Annotated in this window: 15 protein-coding genes and 1 pseudogene; 8 read left to right on the forward strand and 8 right to left on the reverse strand. The window is 55.8% G+C overall.

Translation table 11 applies throughout. The annotated features are described in order from the left end of the window. Positions 1-189: 189 nt before the first annotated feature. Positions 190-3,813, reverse strand: coding sequence for a hydantoinase B/oxoprolinase family protein (locus tag AC0TOF_RS12525; protein WP_473768484.1), 3,624 nt, complete (start codon positions 3,811-3,813; stop codon positions 190-192). Positions 3,814-3,952: 139 nt separating this feature from the next. On the opposite strand from AC0TOF_RS12525, the gene AC0TOF_RS12530 reads away from it, so the two are divergent. The 6 genes from AC0TOF_RS12530 (at position 3,953) to AC0TOF_RS12555 (ending at position 11,566) form a co-directional block, all read left to right on the forward strand. Further along, on the forward strand, positions 3,953-4,561 hold the full coding sequence (locus AC0TOF_RS12530; RefSeq protein WP_473768485.1) for a winged helix DNA-binding protein: 609 nt from the start codon (positions 3,953-3,955) through the stop codon (positions 4,559-4,561). Positions 4,562-4,574: 13 nt separating this feature from the next. Next, a complete protein-coding gene (locus AC0TOF_RS12535; protein WP_473768486.1) occupies positions 4,575-6,410 on the forward strand; it encodes an ABC transporter ATP-binding protein in 1,836 nt (611 codons plus the stop codon). Positions 6,411-6,446: 36 nt separating this feature from the next. Then, positions 6,447-7,976 carry an ABC transporter substrate-binding protein gene (locus AC0TOF_RS12540; protein WP_122001884.1) on the forward strand — a complete coding sequence of 510 codons (1,530 nt, stop codon included), beginning with the start codon at positions 6,447-6,449 and terminating at the stop codon, positions 7,974-7,976. Between the two features lie 64 nt (positions 7,977-8,040). Continuing rightward, positions 8,041-8,964, forward strand: a complete 924-nt coding sequence (locus AC0TOF_RS12545; RefSeq protein ID WP_122002253.1) for an ABC transporter permease — start codon at positions 8,041-8,043, stop codon at positions 8,962-8,964. A gap of 5 nt (positions 8,965-8,969) precedes the next feature. Continuing rightward, on the forward strand, positions 8,970-9,824 hold the full coding sequence (locus AC0TOF_RS12550) for an ABC transporter permease (RefSeq protein ID WP_473768487.1): 855 nt from the start codon (positions 8,970-8,972) through the stop codon (positions 9,822-9,824). Beyond that, positions 9,821-11,566: a peptidase M14 gene (locus AC0TOF_RS12555; RefSeq protein ID WP_473768488.1), complete on the forward strand. Its 1,746-nt coding sequence runs from the start codon at positions 9,821-9,823 to the stop codon at positions 11,564-11,566. Before AC0TOF_RS12550 ends, AC0TOF_RS12555 begins: the two co-directional genes overlap by 4 nt. Here AC0TOF_RS12555 and AC0TOF_RS12560 read toward each other — a convergent pair. The 6 genes from AC0TOF_RS12560 to AC0TOF_RS12585 all read right to left on the reverse strand — a co-directional run bounded on the left by AC0TOF_RS12560 (position 11,563) and on the right by AC0TOF_RS12585 (position 18,608). Next, positions 11,563-12,321 (reverse strand): iron ABC transporter ATP-binding protein, encoded by a 759-nt coding sequence (locus AC0TOF_RS12560; protein WP_473768489.1) that lies wholly within the window; start codon positions 12,319-12,321, stop codon positions 11,563-11,565. The two genes, AC0TOF_RS12555 and AC0TOF_RS12560, sit on opposite strands and share 4 nt — an antisense overlap. Then, positions 12,318-13,271, reverse strand: coding sequence for an iron chelate uptake ABC transporter family permease subunit (locus AC0TOF_RS12565; RefSeq protein WP_473768490.1), 954 nt, complete (start codon positions 13,269-13,271; stop codon positions 12,318-12,320). Before AC0TOF_RS12565 ends, AC0TOF_RS12560 begins: the two co-directional genes overlap by 4 nt. Beyond that, positions 13,264-14,226 carry an ABC transporter permease gene (locus AC0TOF_RS12570; protein WP_473768491.1) on the reverse strand — a complete coding sequence of 321 codons (963 nt, stop codon included), beginning with the start codon at positions 14,224-14,226 and terminating at the stop codon, positions 13,264-13,266. Before AC0TOF_RS12570 ends, AC0TOF_RS12565 begins: the two co-directional genes overlap by 8 nt. 182 nt (positions 14,227-14,408) lie before the next feature. Then, positions 14,409-15,338 carry a siderophore ABC transporter substrate-binding protein gene (locus tag AC0TOF_RS12575; RefSeq protein ID WP_473768492.1) on the reverse strand — a complete coding sequence of 310 codons (930 nt, stop codon included), beginning with the start codon at positions 15,336-15,338 and terminating at the stop codon, positions 14,409-14,411. A 70-nt stretch (positions 15,339-15,408) separates the two neighbouring features. After that, on the reverse strand, positions 15,409-16,305 hold the full coding sequence (locus tag AC0TOF_RS12580; RefSeq protein ID WP_473768493.1) for an alpha/beta hydrolase: 897 nt from the start codon (positions 16,303-16,305) through the stop codon (positions 15,409-15,411). Between the two features lie 62 nt (positions 16,306-16,367). Next, complete coding sequence (locus AC0TOF_RS12585; RefSeq protein WP_473768494.1) at positions 16,368-18,608, reverse strand: TonB-dependent receptor domain-containing protein; 2,241 nt, start codon at positions 18,606-18,608, stop codon at positions 16,368-16,370. Positions 18,609-18,731: 123 nt separating this feature from the next. Between AC0TOF_RS12585 and AC0TOF_RS12590 the strand changes: the two are divergent. Continuing rightward, positions 18,732-18,971 (forward strand): annotated as a pseudogene (locus AC0TOF_RS12590) (helix-turn-helix domain-containing protein); the annotation flags it as partial. A gap of 66 nt (positions 18,972-19,037) precedes the next feature. Here the strand turns inward: AC0TOF_RS12590 and AC0TOF_RS12595 are convergent. Then, complete coding sequence (locus AC0TOF_RS12595) at positions 19,038-19,262, reverse strand: hypothetical protein (protein WP_473768625.1); 225 nt, start codon at positions 19,260-19,262, stop codon at positions 19,038-19,040. On the opposite strand from AC0TOF_RS12595, the gene AC0TOF_RS12600 reads away from it, so the two are divergent. Next, positions 19,239-20,234, forward strand: coding sequence for a glycosyl transferase family protein (locus AC0TOF_RS12600; RefSeq protein WP_473768614.1), 996 nt, complete (start codon positions 19,239-19,241; stop codon positions 20,232-20,234). The two genes, AC0TOF_RS12595 and AC0TOF_RS12600, sit on opposite strands and share 24 nt — an antisense overlap. The last annotated feature ends 37 nt before the right edge of the window (positions 20,235-20,271 follow it).

Below are 20,271 nucleotides of genomic sequence, written 5' to 3' on the forward strand. Positions count from 1 at the left end.
CAATTATTAGGAACTCGTCCTAATTATTTCCCGAATTTGGGTGAATAATTCTAACACTTTCCGGAAGCGGTCGGAAGAGTGGAAATAGCATTCGCTCATTGACGAGATGGACTTAGCAGATTTGTTCCAGTCGAACGCAAAGCGCCGCCAGAGTGTTGCTGGCGGCGCTTTGCTTTCAGATAGGAACGATTATTCGGGCTTGCCGTAGCCGCCGCCAGTCGGCGTGACGACGGTGAAGGCTTCACCGGCTTCCAGAACGGTCTGGTCGCAGCCCTTCAGGATATCGACCGAACCATCCGTACGGCGCACTTCGTTGCGACCGGTTTCCCCGGCTTCGCCGCCTTCAAGCCCGAATGGATGCACACGGCGATGGCCGGAAAGAATGGCGAATTCGAGCTTTTCCAGAGCGCGGATTGTGCGCTTTGTGCCGTTGCCCGCATGAAACTTGCCCTTACCGCCCGAACCTTCCCGGATATGAAAATCTTCCAGCAACACGGGGAAGCGGGTTTCGAGGATTTCCGGGTCGGTGAGACGGGAATTGGTCATATGGGTATGCACCGCTTCCGCGCCGTGGAAACCCGGCCCGGCAGGCGCGCCGGAACAGATGGTTTCATAATATTGATATTCGTCATTGCCGAAGGTCAGGTTGTTCATGGTGCCCTGTGCCGCCGCCATGGCTTTAGTGGCGCCAAATAGACAGTTGGTGACCGCCTGACTGACCTCGACATTGCCCGCGACGACCGCCGCCGGATAGCGCGGCGACAACATCGAGCCTTCCGGCACGACGATGCGGATCGGACGCAGGCAACCGGCATTCATCGGAATATCGCCTTCCACCAACACGCGGAAGACATAGAGCACGGCTGCGCGGGTGACGGGTTCCGGCGCATTGAAATTATCGGGGCGCTGCTCTGACGTGCCGGTGAAATCGACCGTCGCTTCGCGCTTGTTCCGGTCGATGGTCACGCTGACCGCAATCCGGCAGCCCTGATCCATTTCATAGGTAAATTGACCGTCCGGCAGCTTGTCGAGCACCCGGCGCACGCTTTCGGCGGCATTGTCCTGCACATGGCCCATATAGGCCTTCACGACATCCTCGCCGAAGAGCGCGATCATCTTTTTCAGTTCCGCCACGCCCTTTTCATTGGCGGCGATCTGCGCCTTCAGATCGTTGACGTTCTGCGTCAGATTGCGGACGGGATATGTCGCACCAGTGAGGAGCGCGGCCAGCGCGTCCTCGCGGAATGTGCCCTGATCGACCAGCTTGAAATTGTCGATATAGACGCCTTCCTGCTCGATATTGACCGCAAGCGGTGACATGGAACCGGGCGCGATGCCGCCAATATCGGCATGGTGGCCGCGGCTTGCGACCCAGAAACGGATCTCGCGGTTGTCTTCGTCAAAGACCGGCGTGCAAACGGTCAGATCCGGCAGATGCGTGCCGCCATTGTAAGGCGCATTGATAAGGAACACATCGCCCGGCTTAATCACCTTGTTTTCGCGAATGGCGGTGGCGACGGAAGCATCCATGGAACCCAGATGCACTGGCATATGGGGCGCATTGGCGACCAGATTGCCCTCGGCGTCGAAGACCGCGCAGGAAAAGTCGAGGCGTTCCTTGATGTTGACCGAATAGGCCGTGTTCTGAAGCGTCACGCCCATCTGTTCGGCAATCGACATGAACAGATTGTTGAAGATTTCCAGCATTACCGGGTCGGCTTCGGTGCCGATGGCTGTGCGGGCAGGGAGCGCCTTGATACGGGTCAGCACGACATGGTTGTGTTCGGTCAGCCGCGCCTGCCAGCCGTCTTCGATGATAATGGTCTGATTCTTCTCGATGATGATCGCGGGGCCTGTCACCGTCTGGCCGCGCTGCATGTCTTCGCGCAGTACTACGCCTGCATCGCGGAATTCTCCTTGCGAGAAGAAACGCGTGTGCTTTGCGGCTGTGGCTTCCCTGTCGCTGTCCAGCGACAGGGCGCTTTCGATCTCGCTTGCGCCGCCGCCGACTGCTTCCACTTCCACAGCATCGATAACGAGCGCCTTGTTTTCGGCGATGAAGCCAAAGCGGCGCTTGTGCGCGGCCTCGAATTCGGCGCGCAGACGAACTGCATTATCCGGCGCGGGGAAGGTGGCTTCAATGGAGAGCACCGTATCGGTGCCCGCATAGCGAATATGGGCGCGCAGGTGGCGCTTCACGGCGTCGGCCTCGATGCCCTGCGCGCCAAGCTCGGCCACGCAGTCTTGCGCCAGTTCTTCACCAAGCGTCTTCAGGGCCGCAGGCGCGTTTTCGTCCAGCGGCACACCCAGCGCTTTTTGGCGTGTGGCGCGAATATCGGCAAGTCCCATGCCATAGGCGGACAGAAGGCCGGACATGGGATGCAGGAGAATGTTTTTCATGCCGAGCGCATCGGCCACGAGGCAAGCATGTTGGCCGCCTGCACCGCCGAAACAATTGAGCGCATAGCGCGTCACGTCATAGCCGCGCTGGACGGAAATTTTCTTGATCGCCTCGACCATATTGGCGACTGCGATGCGGATAAAGCCGTCCGCGACGGCTTCCGGCGAGCGACCGTCACCGATTTCACTGGCAAGATCGGTGAACAGTGCGCGCACGCGCTCCACGTCCAGAGGCTTGTCCTGTCCAGGGCCGAATATGGCTGGGAAGAACTCCGGCATAAGCTTGCCAAGCATGACATTGGCGTCTGTGACGGCAAGTGGTCCGCCGTTGCGATAGCAGGCCGGGCCGGGATTGGCGCCAGCCGAATCCGGGCCGACGCGAAAACGTCCGGCATCGTAATGCAGGATCGAGCCGCCGCCAGCGGCCACCGTATGGATCAGCATCATCGGCGCGCGCACGCGCACGCCCGCAACTTCGGTTTCAAAGGCGCGTTCATATTCGCCGTCGAAATGGGCGACATCGGTGGATGTGCCGCCCATGTCGAAGCCGATGATTTGTGGAAAACCGGCTGTTTCACCAGTGCGGGCAAGGCCGACTACGCCGCCCGCCGGGCCGGACAAAATGGCGTCCTTGCCCTGAAACAGGTCGGCGGCGGTCAGGCCACCCGATGACATCATGAACATCACGCGCGCGCCGGTGCGCTCCACGTCCAGTTCATTGGAAACCTGTGCCACATAGCGGCGCAGAACCGGCGACAGATAGGCATCGACGACCGTGGTGTCGCCGCGCCCGACCAGTTTGATCAGCGGCGAAACCTCGTGGCTGACCGAAACCTGCTCAAAGCCCATGTCGCGTGCAATGCGAGCGATTTCAGCCTCATGCGCCGGAAACTTGTAAGCATGCATGAGAGCAATAGCGATGGACTGATAACCCGCATCCTTCAGGTCGCGAAGCGCTGCTTCTGCTTCTGCAAGGTCGAGCACTACTTCCACCGTGCCATCGGCGCGAATGCGCTCGTCCAGTTCGACCACCCGGTCATAGAGCGCTTCCGGCTTGATGATCTCGGTCGCAAAGATGTTCTTGCGTTCCTGATAGCCGATCTTGAGCGCGTCGCGAAAACCCTTGGTCGTGACGAGCGCTAGCCGTTCGCCCTTACGCTCCAGAAGCGCATTGGTGGCCACGGTTGTCCCCATGCGCACTTCACCGATGACACCGGCCGGAACCGGTTCGCCGGTCTTCAGGCCAAGATGCAGGCGAATGCCGTGAACGGCTGCGTCCTTATAGGCAGAGGGGTTTTCCGACAGAACCTTGCGGGCATGGAGCTGTCCGTCGGGATCGCGCCCGATGACGTCGGTAAATGTGCCGCCGCGGTCGATCCAGAAGTCCCATACTCCGCGTCCCGTTCCGCTCATCGCTGGCTCCCTCACACAATAATCCAGATGCATTGAGTTGTGTATTCTGAAAACACTTCTGAAATTGATAGTCACATTTTATTGACAAAATGTCGATAAGATGATGACATAAAATTCACATAAAAGCGGGAGCGCCTAAATGGGTAAAGACAAGGCTTTTGAGGAAGAGCTCAAGACCGGAGACGACATGCAGGAGGCAGGCTTCGATGAAGTCACGCTGCCGCAGCATTTGCGTCCGGTTGCCTCAATAGGCCCCATCGTTTCCTCCGCTCACCTTGCCGAAGGCGGCTCGCCCGGCATGTCCGAGGTTGAATATGGCCTCATTCTTGCTTCGCATGCTTTTTCGCGCTGGATGGTGCGCTGTATGGCTGCGGCAGGGTTGCCGGGGCTTTCTCCCATTGAAGTTTTGATTCTCCATTCGATCCGCCATCGTGATCGGGAGAAGAAGCTTGCCGATATCTGTCTCGTTCTCGACATTGAGGACACGCATATTGCCACCTATGCCATCCGCAAGCTTGAAAATGCGGGCTTGCTGACGACCGGCAAGGCGGCAAAGGAAAAGACGGTGAAGATCACCGCCAGGGGCGCGGATGCCTGCGCGCGCTACGCGCAGATTCGCGAACGCCTTCTGGTTGCATCGACGGCCAATGCGCGCCCATCAGAAGAAACGCTTTCGGAGGTGGCAGCGCTTTTGCGTTTCATGTCCGGCGCGTTCAATCAGGCCACGCGGTCTGCCATCACACTTTAAGAGGGTTGGAAGTTTGAGCGGAACCGAGTTGAGCGAGCGAGTTTCAAAACCCCTGCTGACCGTCGATGGCCTCAGCGTCGAATTTGGCGCGAGCCGCGTCGTTGACGATTTGAGTTTCTCGGTCCATCCGGGGCGCACGCTGGCCGTGGTGGGGGAATCCGGTTCAGGCAAGTCCATCACGTCGCTTTCCATCATGCGGCTCGCCGATATGAGCGGTGCAAAGTTTCCGTCCGGTCGTATTCTGTTTGGTGAGCGCGATCTGCTGAAAGCCGATCAAAAGACGATGCGAAATATTCGCGGCAAGGAGATCGCCATGATCTTCCAGGAGCCGATGACTTCGCTCAATCCGGTGTTCACCATCGGCAACCAGATATCCGAAGTGCTGATGCTGCATGAAGGCATGACCCAGCAGGCGGCACTTGCCGAAGGGAAGCGGCTTCTCGAAATGGTGCGGCTGCCGGATGCGGAAGGACTACTGAAGCGTTATCCGCACCAGCTTTCTGGCGGTATGCGTCAGCGTGTTATGATCGCTATGGCGCTTGCCTGCCGTCCCAAACTCCTGATCGCCGATGAGCCAACGACCGCTCTCGATGTAACCATTCAGGCCCAGATACTGCACATTATCAGAGAGTTGCAGCAAGAGCTTGAAATGGCGGTTATTTTCATCACGCATGATATGGGTGTGGTGGCGGAAATGGCTGACGATGTCGTTGTCATGTGGAAGGGCAAGAAGGTAGAGGAAGGGCCGGTCGGGCAGATTTTTTCCAAGCCGGAACATGCCTATACCAAGACATTGCTGTCAGCGGTGCCGAAACTTGGCAGTATGACGGGAGAAGCCTTTCCCAAGCGAATGCCAGTCATGACCATGCGTGATGGCCTGCCGGTTTTGGCAGGTGAGGAGCGCATTCAGGATACTGCGCGCTATGATAGCAAGCCATTGCTGTCCGTGGATGATCTCTATGTGCGCTTTCCAATCAAGAAGAACCTGTTCGGCAAGGTCACGCATGTCTGCAATGCGGTGTCGAAGGTTGCCTTCGATATTTACCCGGGTGAAACCCTGGCACTGGTCGGTGAATCCGGCTCGGGCAAGTCAACCATCGGCCGCACTATCCAGCAATTGCAAACGCCGCTTTCCGGCGATATTCGCTTCAACGGCAAGGCCTATTCGGCCATGAGCGCTGCCGAACGCTACGCCATGCGTCGCGAAGTCCAATATATCTTTCAGGACCCGTTTGCATCGCTCGATCCGCGCAAGACGGTTGGCTTTTCCATTGCAGAACCGATCCGTACGCATGGCCTTCTCGATAACGACAAGGCGATCAATGCGCGCGTTGCAGAATTGCTGGAACGTGTCGGTCTTAGCCCGGAACATGCCAAGCGTTATCCGCACGAATTTTCAGGCGGTCAGCGCCAGCGGGTCTGCATTGCGCGTGCGCTCGCTTCCAAGCCGAAGCTCATTATCGCCGATGAAGCTCTGTCAGCGCTGGATGTCTCCATTCAGGCACAAGTTATCAACCTGTTCATGGATCTTCAGAAAGAGCACGATCTGGCCTATCTGTTCATCAGCCATGACATGGCAGTGGTGGAAAAGATGAGCCATCGCGTCGCGGTGCTCTATCTCGGTCAGATCATGGAGCTTGGCTCGCGCCAGCAGGTTTTTGAAACCCCATCACACTCTTACACGAAGCGGCTTCTGTCGGCTGTGCCAATTGCTGACCCCACTGCACGGACCAAACGGCCTGCACTGGAGGGGGAAATTCCAAGTACCACACGCCGGATCGATGACAAGCCGACGATCTATGGCCACCGTGAGGTCGCAGCCGGACATTTTGTAGCTGAAACCGCCTGAACCATAAAAGTTCAACGAAACCCAAAGGGGAAAACAATGATAAGAAAAACTTTTAAAGCCGTTCTCATGGCTTCCGCTCTGTCGGCGGCTGTGCTTGCATCTGCCCCAGCTTTTGCTGCTGGAAAGCTGACCATTTCGTCGCCGCAGGACCCCGGCAGCTGGGACCCGATTGACACGTTCCTCGTCAACTGGGCTTCGGTTGGCACCAACATTTTCGACGGTCTTGTTTATCGCGGCCCTGATCTCAAGATTGTCCCGGCACTCGCCACTTCATGGGAAGAGCTGGACGAGGGCAAGCGCATTCGCTTCCATCTGCGTGAGAACGTCAAGTTCCACAATGGGGAGCCTTTCGATGCGGAAGCCGTCAAGTTCACCTTTGAGCGTCTGCTCGGTGATGAAGGCGCGAAAGGTCCTCAACGTTCAAACTATATTGCAATCGAAAAGGTGGAAGTCATCGATGGCAAGACCGTCGATTTTCATCTGAAAGCGCCTGATCCGGTTCTGATTACAAAGCTTGCCGGCTATGGCGGTATGATCGTTCCGCCGAAATACATTCAGGAAAAGGGCGACGATTATTTCAATATGCATCCGGTGGGTACCGGGCCGTTCAAGTTCGTTTCCTATGAGCCGAAGGTAAACATCAAGCTTGAGGCGTTCGCGGACCACTGGGGTGGCGCGCCGAAGCTTTCAGAACTCGAATATCGCTTCATAACCGAGCCTTCGACCGCTGTTGCCGAACTTCAGGCCGGTCGCGTCGATCTGGTCATTCCGCCGACCATTCCGATCGGCATGATCCCGACTATCCAGGGCGATCCAAAGCTGGAGCTCGTCACCGCCTCGGGGCCGACGGTTTATGCCTTGCGTTTCAATACGGCTGACGGCATCACCAAGGACGAACGCGTGCGCAAGGCGCTGATTATGGCTGTGGATCGCGATGCGATCATCCAGTCCATTCTGGCGGGTCAGGCGGAAGCGATCGCCAGCTTTCAAGGCTCGCTATCCTTCGGCTTCGATCCGAATATGAAGCCGCTGCCTTACGATCCGGAAGGGGCGAAGAAGCTCCTCGAAGAAGCGGGCGTTCAACCCGGTGCAACCGTGCAGATTGATGTGCGTGGGCAGGACGCAAGTTTCAATGAAGTGGCACAGGCTGTCGCAAGCTTCCTGCAAATGGTTGGTATCAACGCAACCATCAAGCCTTACGATACCAATGTTCTGCTGAACGATATCATCCCGCAAGGCAAGACAGGCGCCATGTTCCAGCAGTCCTGGGGCGGCTGGACCTTCGACTACGATAACACTGCCTATTCGATGTATCATTCCGGCGAAAAGTGGAATCCTTACGACAAGGATGAAAAGCTCGACAAGATGCTGGAAGCGCAGCGTTCGGTGCTTGATCGCGGCGAGCGCGAAAAGCTCCTGCAGGAAATCGCGCATTACGCTGCCGGTCGCGCACTGGAAATGCCGCTCTACAATCTCAAGGCGATCTTCGGCGTCAACAAGCGCGTGAAAAATTTCGTGCCGGTTCCCGATAGCCGTCTGCGTCTGACGGACGTCACCGTCGAGTAAGCAAGAATGACAATACGGCAAGCCGGATATGTCCGGCTTGCCGCAGCATTTCGGAGGCGCACTGGTGGCCGGATTTCTGATCAAACGAGTTTTGCAGGCGTTGTTCGTGCTTGTCGCGATGACGCTGCTTGTCGCTTTCGCGGTCCGCCTTACGGGCGATCCGGCTTTGATGTTGACGCAAGGCGCGGGCAGTATCACCGAAGCCGATCTTGCACGCATCCGCGAAGGCCTCGGTCTCAACCAGCCGTTCTTCGTTCAGTACTGGCAGTTCCTGAAAGGGCTGTTCACGATGGATCTGGGGCGCAGTTTCCTCGGCGGCACGCCCGTATCGACGCTGGTGGCTGGCGCTTTGCCTGCCACGCTGATGCTGGCTTTCGCTTCTCTGTTCGTTTCCATCGTGATTTCGGTTCCGCTTGGGATCAAGGCAGCCGTGTCGCGCGGCAAATGGGCCGATCAATTGATCCGCATCTGCTCGCTGGTGGGCCTTTCGTTTCCGAATTTCTGGCTGGCGACCATGCTGGTGTTGCTGTTCGGCATCTCGCTGCAATGGCTGCCACCGAGCGGCATGGGCGGCATCGCGAGCTTCATCATGCCAGCGCTCACCATGGGCATCATCCTGACCGCAACGAATGTTCGTCTTGTGCGCACGGCGATGCTGGAGACGCTGCAATCGCAATATATCATGGTGGCGCGCGCCAAGGGGCTCAGTGAAAACAAGGTTCTCTACAAGCACGCCCTGCGCAATTGCGCTATTCCGCTGATCACCTATCTCGGCCTTCAGTTCGGTGGTCTGCTCGGCGGTATCGTGGTGGTAGAGCGAGTTTTCAACTGGCCGGGCATGGGTACGCTTGCCTTTGACGCTGTGGCAGGGCGCGATTATCCGGTTCTGCAGGCCACCATCGCAATTCTTTCCATGCTGATCATCGGCGTCAATCTTCTCGTGGACATCGCCTACGGCCTTGTCGATCCGCGTATCCGCACGGAGTAGGACCTATGGCAACCAAGACCTCATCCGTTCTGTTTTCGCGTTTTGCGAGCCTTGAGTTCATCGTCGGTGTCGTGCTGATCGGCTGTATTTGCCTAGCCGTGATCTTCTCCGGCTATTTGTTTCCGGGCGGCGCCAACAAAATTGATCTGCTGGCCCGTCTGACACCGCCATTCGTCAATCCAGCCCATGTTTTCGGCACCGATCCGCTGGGGCGCGATGTGCTGGCACGTGTCATTACCGGCGGCAAGATTTCGCTGTTCGTCGGTTTCGTTTCGGTGATCGGCTCTGTGGTTATCGGCACCATCATGGGGCTGGTCGCTGGCTATTATCGCGGCTTCTGGGACATGGCGCTGATGCGCTTTGTTGATGTGCAGCTTGCCATGCCCTTCATCCTGCTCGCAATCACCGTGATGGCTATTCTGGGGGGCGGGCTGTTCAACACCATCATCCTGCTGATCGTGTCGCAATGCGTGCAGTATGCGCGACTGGTGCGCGGCTCGGTGCTGTCGCTGCGCGAGCGCGAGTTCATCCTATCTGCTCGCGCTATCGGCGTGAAGGATTGGCGTATCATTTTCCAGCATCTGCTGCCGAACCTGCTCGGTCCGGTGATCGTGCTGATGACGCTCAATGTCGCCAACAATATCCTGCTTGAATCGAGCCTGACCTTTCTTGGCCTTGGTGTTGATCCGACTATCCCGAGTTGGGGAGGCATGCTGGCCGACGGACGCACATACCTCCAGACGGCTTGGTGGGTGAGCGTATTTCCGGGCCTTGCCATCCTCTTCACCGTGCTTGGGCTCAATCTCCTTGGAGATTGGTTGCGCGATAGCCTCGATCCAACGGGCAGGACTTCCCGATGAAAGTGCTTTTTGAAAAAAACTATCCGCGCACCGTTCATGCGCTTGTTGAACGCTTTCTGAAACCCGAAATGCGCGGTGCGAAGGTGGAAGCCTGGCTGTTCGATGACCAGCCGAGCCGCTTCGCCGCCGAAACGAAGCTACGCGAGGCAGGTGTCGAGGCACGGTTCCGTTCTGCCTATAAACCGCTCCTGCATTTCTTTCTCGAAGAAGTGGACGGCGCTACGCTGAAGTCGGCTGCGATCCGCTATCCTCGTCACGACGCCTGCGTGCAGAACCGCTTCCTGCTGGAGACCTATCCCTTATCCGCGCTTCTGCCGCAGGTGGAGATAGTATTCTTGGCCTCCGGCAAAGACGATTTTCATTATGAAGTCGATCTGGTCTTTACTAATGGTCGCAGCGAGAGCCATCGGGTCTTTGCCCCAAACCGCGTGCATGAGGATTTCATCGGTGAAACACTGGTCTCACCCACTGGTTGGCTTGCCATCACGCAGCATGGCAAAATCGATAGCGAACGCTTTGAAACATCATATGAAAAGCTGTTTCATGACACCGTCTCAACCATCGCCGCTCATGACTGGAAGCGTGGCGAACCTTATTTCGACGAGCTGAACATCGCAGTCAGCCTGCCGATCACTGACCGCCGCCTGTCTTACGATGAGGAAAGGCTGAGCCTCACCGAAGCCATGCACGAGGATATCTATTTCTCGCTGCTCGAAGTTTTTCAGAAAAAGTCCGGTCGCCCGGTCGGGGATCGCGGCTTGCAACCGGGCCAGATCGTGCCGGAAATCCGCTTTCTCGATGCCGAACCGTCTGTCAAAGTGGAAACGCGACCGCTTTCTACCGACGACGCGCTGACGGCAGAGCAGGTTCTGGAGACAGCTCAGGCGCCGCTTTCCGCCGATCAGATCCGTCGTGAAATTGCCAGACTGGGCGGTACGCCTTTCGAGGCAAAAACCCGTTCGGGCAGAACGGTGCGCGCGACTTATCGTAAGGGCAGCGAAGCCGCTATGATGATCAGCGCCGGTCAGCATGCGAATGAAACGACGGGTGTTGTCGGCGCGTTGCGTGCTGCCAACCGCCTTGCGGCCCGCGGCGGCGCGCATTTCACGATTTCCCCGCAGGAAAACCCCGACGGATACGAGATACACAAGCGGCTTTGCGCACTCCAGCCCCTTCATATGCATCACGCCGCCCGATATACGGCGCTCGGCGACGATCTGGAATATCGAAGCGGAGAGGGGCTCTATGAAAAGGCCATTCGCGTGGAAGCCGAAAAGCGGACCGGCGCGAAGCTGCATGTCAACCTGCATGGTTATCCCTCGCATGAATGGACGCGCCCGCTATCCGGCTATGTGCCGCGTTCCTTTGCGATGTGGACATTGCCCAAGGGGTTTTTTCTGATCATTCGCCACCATGCCTCCTGGGAGAGGCAAGCGGAGGAGCTGATCGATCGCGTGACCAGGCATCTGGCTGCCATTGATGGACTGGTTGCCTATAACAACGCCCAGATCAGGCTTTTCGAGCAACATGCGGGCGAAACGGGTTTCCGTATTATCAACGGTTTTCCTTGCCTCGTCGGGGTTGACGACCGTCACACCGTACCGCTGACGCTCATCACCGAATATCCGGATGAGACGATCTACGGTGATGCGTTCGTCAGGGGGCATACTGCTCAAATGGAAACCGTACTGGCATCATATGATGCCTTGCAGGCACTGTTTCCTTCAGATGCAGTTGCCTAAAGATAATAGACCCCGATACGCTTGCCGCCGATGATTTCGACGGCAATCTCCATTTCGTAAATGTCTCCGAGGATTTCCGGATGAATGAGTTCATCCGGGCTTCCCTGATGTGCGACCTCGCCTTGGCGCATGGCGACTATATGGTCGGAATAACACGACGCGAAATTGATATCGTGCAGAACCAGAACGACGGTTTTTCCAAGTTCGTCTGCAGCTCGCCGCAACAGCTTCATCATTGAAGCGGAATGCTTCATATCGAGATTGTTGAGCGGTTCGTCCAGCAGCACGTAATCTGTATCCTGGCATAGCACCATTGCTACAAAGGCACGCTGGCGCTGTCCGCCTGAGAGTTCATCCAGAAAACGTTCGCTCAGATCGTCAAGGCCAAGATAGCCGATAGCCTGCTCGACATGTTTGCGATCATCGTTGTTCGGCCTGCCTTTGGAATGGGGATAGCGGCCAAAGGTTACGAGGTCGCGCACGGTCAGGCGAGAGTTGATTGCATTTTCCTGCCGCAGGATCGACAGGCGTTTTGCCAGAACGTCACCAGAGGTCGTCGAAACGTCGAGTCCGTCTACGGTCACCCGGCCCTTGTCCATCGGCAGGAGACGGCTCACCATCGAGAGCAGCGTCGATTTTCCCGCTCCATTCGGCCCGATGATCGAGGTTATGCCGCAAGCAGGCAGTTTCAGGGTGATGTCATCGACAACAAGCGTGCCGTTGTAGGATTTGCTGACCTGACTGATTTCTATCAACGCGCGTGCCCCCTGACGAGAAGGATGATGAAGACAAGGCCGCCCAGAAACTCGATAATGACGCTGAGTGCGGCGTTGAACGAGAAAACACGTTCAAGAACGGTCTGTCCGCCAACGATGCAGAGGATTGCAAGCAGGATGGCAATAGGCAGGATAAACCGGTGTTTTGCCGAACCGGCAAGCATGTAGGCCAGGTTGGCCACCAGCAAACCGAAGAAGGTAATGGGCCCCACCAGTGCGGTGGAAACGGAAACCAGCACCGTGACCATGAAAAGAATTTTGCGCACGATGCGCCGATGATCAACGCCCAGATTGATTGCGGGATCGCGCCCGAGAGACAGAACGTCAAAAACGTGAATGAAGCGCAGTCCGTAGAGCGAAATCGCAACCACGATGACGACCGACATAATCAGAATGTCGCTGTTGATGGTATTGAAGCTAGCGAAGAAACGATCCTGCAGAACAGCGAAGAGATTTGGATCAAGCATTCGCTGTATCAGGTTGGAAATGCTGCGGAAAAACACTCCGCAGACGATACCGACAAGCATTACGAGGTGCAGGCTACGGGTTGCTCCCGAGAATAGCCAGTAATAGAGCGTGCCGGCGAAAACCACCATGATAGTGGTTTCAGCGAGAAATCGAATGTTTGGTCCAAGCCAGTCGATCTGAACGGCGCCGAAGAAGAAGACCACCAACGTCTGAATCAGGATATAAAGCGCGTCGAAGCCCATGATCGATGGGGTCAGGATGCGGTTGTTTGTTACGGTCTGGAACAACACCGTTGAAACGGCAATCGAGTATGCGACCAGCACCATGGCCGCAAGTTTGGTGCCGCGGAAGGACAGGATGAAAGACCAGCTTCCCTTCGCGCCGATTGTCATGAATGCGGCCGTTGCAACAAAAGTAAGGGCGCAAAGCAGTAAAAGAACTACACGCGGACGCTTAAGCAAGGCGTGAACCCCGCCGCAACAATAGGTAAAGGAAGATGGCGCTCCCTGCGACGCCCATCATCGTGCCTATCGGGATTTCGTAAGGGAAGCGGATCAGCCGCCCAACGATGTCACAGGCAAGAACGAGTCCCGCGCCGAGAATTGCCACCCATGGCACCGCGCGCCGCATATTGTCGCCAATGAACATGCTGACAACGTTCGGGACGATAAGACCGAGGAAAGGTATCATGCCGACGGTCACAACGACCGATGCGCTGACCGTCGAAACAATAACGAGGCCGAACGTGACCACGCGGCGGTAATTGAGACCAAGGTTGGTGGTGAAATCCTCACCCAGTCCAGCGACCGTGAAGCGGTCGGCGGCTATATAGGCGACGACCGTCAGGAGAAATGCCAGCCATAGGAGTTCGTAGCGGCCACGGAGAACGCCGGAAAAATCTCCGGTTGTCCAGGAATTGAGCGATTGCAGCAGATCGAAGCGGTAAGCGATGAAGGTGGTTATCGCATTGATGACGCCGCCAAGCATGATGCCGACTAATGGCACCACAAGAACGGATCGCAATGGAATTGCCCGAAGAATACGAAGGAAGAGGGCGGTTCCGGCAAGCGCTGTTACAGAAGCAACCAGCATTTTACCGATAACAGGCGTTTCAGGTGCGAATAATATGACCAGAAGGATGCCGAGACCGGCAGATTCAACAGTGCCAGCCGTAGATGGTTCAACAAAACGGTTGCGCGTCAACATTTGCATGATCATGCCCGAAACAGCCATGGACATGCCCGCCAGAATGATTGCAAGTGTGCGTGGAATGCGGCTGATGAGTAGAACTCCGGCCGCGCGGTCGGTGCTTTCGGCGCCAAAAAGTGTGGCTAGCGACACATCGCTAACACCGATAAATAGGCTTATGACAGCCAATACGGCAACAACGGCTATGGCTGCTGCAAGTCCCTTCACGCTAATTTCCTGTTCTAGAGCCGGGTCCTGTTAACGGGAACATTGGAACCGCTCTATCCATTTGTTTTTTCCGCATTTCCGAACGCAAAACCGTTTCACACTTTTGCTGGAAATGCTCGTTTGCCTGATCACGATTTCGGGCCACCCCACGGTGGCCCGACCGGATTGGGTTTGAAAGCCCGTTACTTTGCCTTGTCGAAAGCCTGCGAAAGCTGATCAATGGTGCCGTGAAGCGCGCCGAGACCGCCGCCGATCAGGTACCAGTTCTGAGCGTTCAGATAGACAAGCTGATCCTTTTTCCAGGCATTGGTCTGCCGCACGAGTTCATTGTCGAGGACCTGCTTGGCCGAATTGCCTTCACGGCCGATGGCAGCATCTCGGTCGATGACGAAAAGCCAATCAGGATTGGTTTCAAGGATGAACTCCGAGCTGACGGGCTGACCGTGATTGCCGACAGACAGATCAGGGGCGGCAGGTTTCACGCCGAAGCTGTCATGCAGAACGCCGAAGCGTGATCCCGGGCCGTAGGCACTGATCTTGCCGCCGGAAGTAAGAATGAGAAGGCCGTTACCCTTTTGGGCAGCCTTTTCCCTTAACGCGGCAAGTGCGACATCAAGCTTCTCGGCTTCAGCCTTTGCTTCTGCTTCCTTGCCGAAAATCTGGCCGAGTTTCTCGATATTGGCTTCCGTGTCGGTGATGAAACTCTTCGCATTGGTGGTCAGATCGATTGTCGGAGCAATCTTCGAAAGCTCGCCATATTTTGCAGCAGAACGCCCTGCCACGATAATCAGGTCCGGTTCTGCGGCATTAACTGCTTCATAGTCGGGTTCGAACAGCGTGCCGATTTTCGCATAATCGTCACTCTGATACTGCTTCAGATACTCAGGGTAGGATATGCCGCTTGGAACACCCGTAACCTTGACACCAAGGCGGTCCAGATTGTCGAGAGTGCCGAGATCGAACACCAATACCTTGGCCGGTGATTCTGGCACCACTGTCTCACCCTGGGCATGCTTGATGGTCAGATCAGCAGCATTGGCAGTTGCAACAATGCCCAGCGCCACAGCGGCGGCACCACATAGCCGGGTAACGTGTTGAGCGATATTCAGCATGGTTCGATCCTTTCATCAATCCTGTGCTTTATAGTCAAGTATCTTCTCCGTCAAAGTCCGGAGATAAAATTCAGTTGTTTTTTGGCCGAGGGGCTTGCTTGAGCAGGATAAAATTGAGGCTGTCTTCTACCGTTAACGGTATCATTGAGCCGTGGCTCTCATCCTCGAAACGGTGAAAGGTTGCGTCCATTTGGGGAAGTTCGGAAAGCTCTTTGAAAACATCCGCACCGGAAGGTCCGCCGCGCAATTTCTTCAACCGATCATCGTCCTGTTTCATCTGGCCAGGACGGCTACCGCGTTTGCCGGAGGTTTCTATGAGCAAACGGATCGGGTGAGGCGTGTTTTTGAAAGTGGAGACGAATTGATCTTTGTCTTTCAAAATTGAGCGATCATTCCACCAGATCGACGGATCTGCCGCACTGTAAGTCTGGAAAGAATCTCGATGATTGAACAAGGCATAAAGGGTGAACAGCCCACCCAATGAATGGCCGAACAAGGCTTGTTGTTTTTTATCGATATCGAAACGCTTTTCGATTTCAGGTTTTACCTGATTGTCGATGAAATCGAAGAATGCATCCCGTCCTCCGGTCTTCGGCACATTAAAGTGAACCGGAATCAGTTCGTCCCGCGTGGGCGGTGTAAGGTCGAAGTATCTCAGGCGAACAATTTCATCCTGATTGTCGGTTGGATAGCCGATGCCGACAAAAACGGCTTTTAAGGCAGCATTTTCTGCCATGAGTTTTGCCGCAATCGGCAACATGCGATTGCCGTCGATCATGTATATAACCGGATAACCGCCCTTTGGGGGCACCTTTTTTGGTGTGGCGGTGAATATACGATAGGTGATGCCGTTGGCTTCCATGTCGAAGGACGAGATGGCACGCTCAGCAGCTTGCACTGCGGACGCTGTAAGTATCCCCGCCATGATCAAGCACACCTTTTTTACGATATTCGTCACTACGCTCATAAGAGCATCCAATCATGGAAAGGGCGCCCGCCATTGCTGGCAGGCGTCACGGTGTTGCGATCCTAGAAGCGGGAGGTCATACCGACCCAGAGACGGCGACCATCGACAACCGTATTGAAGTCGTCCACATCGACCTTTTTGTCGAAGATATTGTAGACGGCAGCGTTCAGGGTGACATTCTCGCTGAAGTCATAGGAACCGCCGATATCGAAGGTCGCATAGGGCTTATACTTGGCGGCGATAATTTTGCCGTCGCGATAGATCGGCGTTCCAGCCGGTGTCGTACCCAGTCGTGCGCTGGCGTTGATTTCTTCCCCGTGATAGTTGCCCGCAGCCCAAGCTTTGAGACCATCAACAGGGGTAATCCAATCGGCGCGCAGGCTTGCCATATGCTTCGGAGTGCGGGCGAGCGGCAGACCAGCAAAATCGCCAGTCTTCTGCTCCGAGTCCGTGTAGGTATAGTTACCGCGAATGGTGATGCTGTCTGTAGCTTCCCAGTTAAAGGTCAGCTCGACACCCTGCATGACTGCATTGTCGATATTGAAGGCATACCAGAGGCGATAATTCGGATCTTCATTCCAACGAAGCGGGTTGCCGTTGGCATCGGTAACCAATGCGTTAGAAATCTTGTCCTTGAAATCGGTATAAAAATAGGTTGCGCCGAGACGCAGGCCCATCTGGTTGTCCCAAAGCGCGCTGGCTTCGTAGCTGGTGCTCTTCTCCGGTTGCAGATTTGGATCGCCGATAATGACGCCGCAGGTACCGTTCGGGCCGTAAGAACAACCAGCGCCGCCAGTCGTATAGGCATAGCCGGGAGCAATGGTACGGATTTCCGGAGCGCGGAAACCGGTCGAGATGCCACCCTTGAAGGTCAATTGCTCAGTAGCGTGCCAGACTGCGTAACCGCGCGGGCTGAAATGCGATCCGTAGATTTCATGGTCATCCATGCGGAGACCGCCGGTAAGAGCGAAATCCGGCGTGATCCACCATTCGTCCTCGGCGAAGAGCGCCCACTGGCGAACACTGAATTCTTCATCCAAGTTGGTGCGGCGTCCTGGATTCTGGTCGGTTAGCACTGATTGTGTGAACTGTCCGCCGGTTACGAGCGTGTGATTGCCGTAGAATTCGAACGGTGTAGTGAACTTGCCATCAAGCACTGAATTGCGGATATGCGGCGAACGCAGATTTTCCACATAGCTCTTGGTCTTGTTGTCCCAGTTAAAATTGGTACGTTCGGCCCATTCCTGCATGAATGAGAATTCCGACGTGGTAGGACCCCAGCGGCCAGTGTGGCTGATCGACCAGTGATCGCGATCATTGTAATTGTAAGCGTCAACGGGATTGCGACCGCTGGCGTCGATCGTGTTGCCCACGGTCATGTCGCGGCGAAGGCGAGTCTTGCCCAACTCGAGCAAGATATCGTGATCTTCATTCGGGGTCAGCGTAATGCGACCGGTAATGTCGATATCCTTCTGCTCAGGCGTGCCACCGATAACACTGTCCTCCTGGCGCTTGAGGCCGCGCCCCCAGACCTGAACGCCGACAAGATTCGGAACCAGCGGCCCGGTCATGTAATAGGAACCTTGCAACGAGTTCCCGAATTTGGAGTGCTGTTGGACCGTGCCATCGACCGTAAAAGATCCGCTCCATGTGTCGGATACTTTTTTGGTGATGATATTGATGACGCCGCCCATGGCGTCCGATCCGTAAAGCGAGGACATAGGGCCGCGGATGACTTCGATCCGTTCGATGGCATTGGCGGGTGGCAGGAAACTCTGTTCGAAGCCGGAGTTACCGTTGGTGCGTGCATCGCGCGTGCTCTGGCGTTTTCCATCAACGAGCAGCAGCGTATAGGAACCGGGAAGGCCGCGAATGAAGATGTCTTTTTCGGCGGCAGGGCCGGTCACGGACACGCCTTGTACATCTTTCAAAGCGTCCGACAGATCGCGATAAGCGCCCTTTTCCAGCTCTTCGCCAGGAACCACGGTTATGCTCGCCGGGGCGTCAGTAATGTTCTGTTCGAACCCGGTGGCTGTGACGACAATCTGATTGAGTTTGACGGCTCCGTCGGCGGTCGTTTCGATGGCCGCTTCTGGCGCCTTTTTCTTCTTGGCGCTTGCCTCGTCCGAGATTGCTTGCTCTGTTGCTTTGGCTGCTGTTTGCGCGGTCGCCATCGTTTCGCTCAGAAGCAGAGTGCTGGAAAGACAGGTCCCCGCAAGGATCACCCGGTAAACAGGCGATTTTCCCGCCAAACGCCTGTTTTGTGTACTTTCAGTCCACAATCCCCGAAACAAGCTGGTCATTTTCGTCACCGTTTAAAGTTGAGTTTCGTAGTCTCCTTATGTATGGCAATAAGGTGAGGTCAATCGTCATGTTTTATAAGCGTTCTAAATTTCAAAAACTGCAAATGAGCGGGTACTAAAGTGATGTCGGGCAAGCAGCCGGAAACTCAGCGACATTCGCAAAAAGGCGAAAGTGAAAGCCTTCGTTTGGGGCAGTTGCGACTGTTGATTGCTCTTGATGCACTTCTGGTGGAAGGCAGTGTCGGCGGTGCCGCAAAGCAGATGGGGTTGAGCATCGCAGCCATGAGCCGACTGCTCGGTCAGATTCGCGAAAAATTCAATGATCCCATTCTGGTTCGCTCGGGCCGAAATATGGTCGCGACCCCAAAAGCAGAAGCACTGCGGGGGCGACTGCGGCGGCTGGCAAATGAAGCCGAAACACTATTGAGTCTAGACCTTACTGAAGTGCCGAAATCGGGCTGCACCGGGCATCACGGATGGAAGAGAAGCGCTATCGTGGCGCCGCCGCCGCTCGGTATACGCAAGGTGATTGAGCTTGAAAATCACCCGACGCCGGAACAGCTTGCGGCGCAGTTCGCCCGCATTCAGGATGAAAATGATCCGGTCCGGAGGCTTGCCAAATATATCGCTGTGGTAGGGCGAAAAGTTGGGCATACCCGTCCGCTTGAAATGTCGGAAGCTGAAGATGCATTCACCACGATCTTTGCGGGCAAAGCCGATCCCATGCAGATCAGCGCACTACTCCGGCTTATTCATTATCGTGGAGAAACTGCTACCGAACTTGCTGGCATGGCGCGTGCGGCGAGGCGAATTTATTCACTGGAGACGGGATTGAACATTCCCGCTCTCGACTGGCCAGCTTATCTGTCGCCCAATTCCATGCAGTCTCCATGGTTCATGCTCTCAGCTTTGCTGGTCGCTCGAGCCGGCTATCCGGTTGTCTTGCATGGCAACTGCGGAACAGGGGAAATCTCTGGCAAGCTGGAGATGGCGGCTGAGGCCATCAAACTACCAATTGCGACGTCACATATCTCGGCGGAAAGTGCTTTGAGGGCGCATGGAATCTGCTTCATGCCGATGGCTGGTTTCGCGCCTCAAATTCATGCGTTGCTTGCGCTCTATCCACTGTTTGAGTCCCGTTCATCAATGAATAGCCTGGTCCATCTGCTAAACCCGATGAACCTCAAAGCTTCATTTCTGGGCGTTACACAACCCGCATATCGCAAATTGCATCGCGATGCGGGAGCGCTTCTCGGCCTGCCTTCGATTTCGGTTGTTTCGACCAGCCGTGATGTCGCGGAACTCGTCCCGCATAGAGCGCATATGATCTACAGGCTTCTTGACGGTCGTGAAACCGATCTGGTGCTTCCAACACTTTCCCGGGAAAGCGGTGACAAGCACTCAAACTTCAGCTCATTTGAATATTGGTATGGTGTCTGGTCTGGCGCTGCCGTGGATAAACGTGCAGAAAATACAATCGTTGCCACAGCTGCCATGGCGATGATGACAGCTGCATCCGCCGACAATGAAAGCCATGCGCTGTTCTTCGAAAAAGCTGAAGAACTTTGGTGCAACCGGCACCGACCGACTCGCTGCTTCAAAAGCAGCGGCAATCGCGGAACGTGAAATTGTTTCACGTTCCGTAATTCATGGAAAAGCTTTT

Source organism: Ochrobactrum sp. PL_is501 (genome assembly GCF_055816895.1).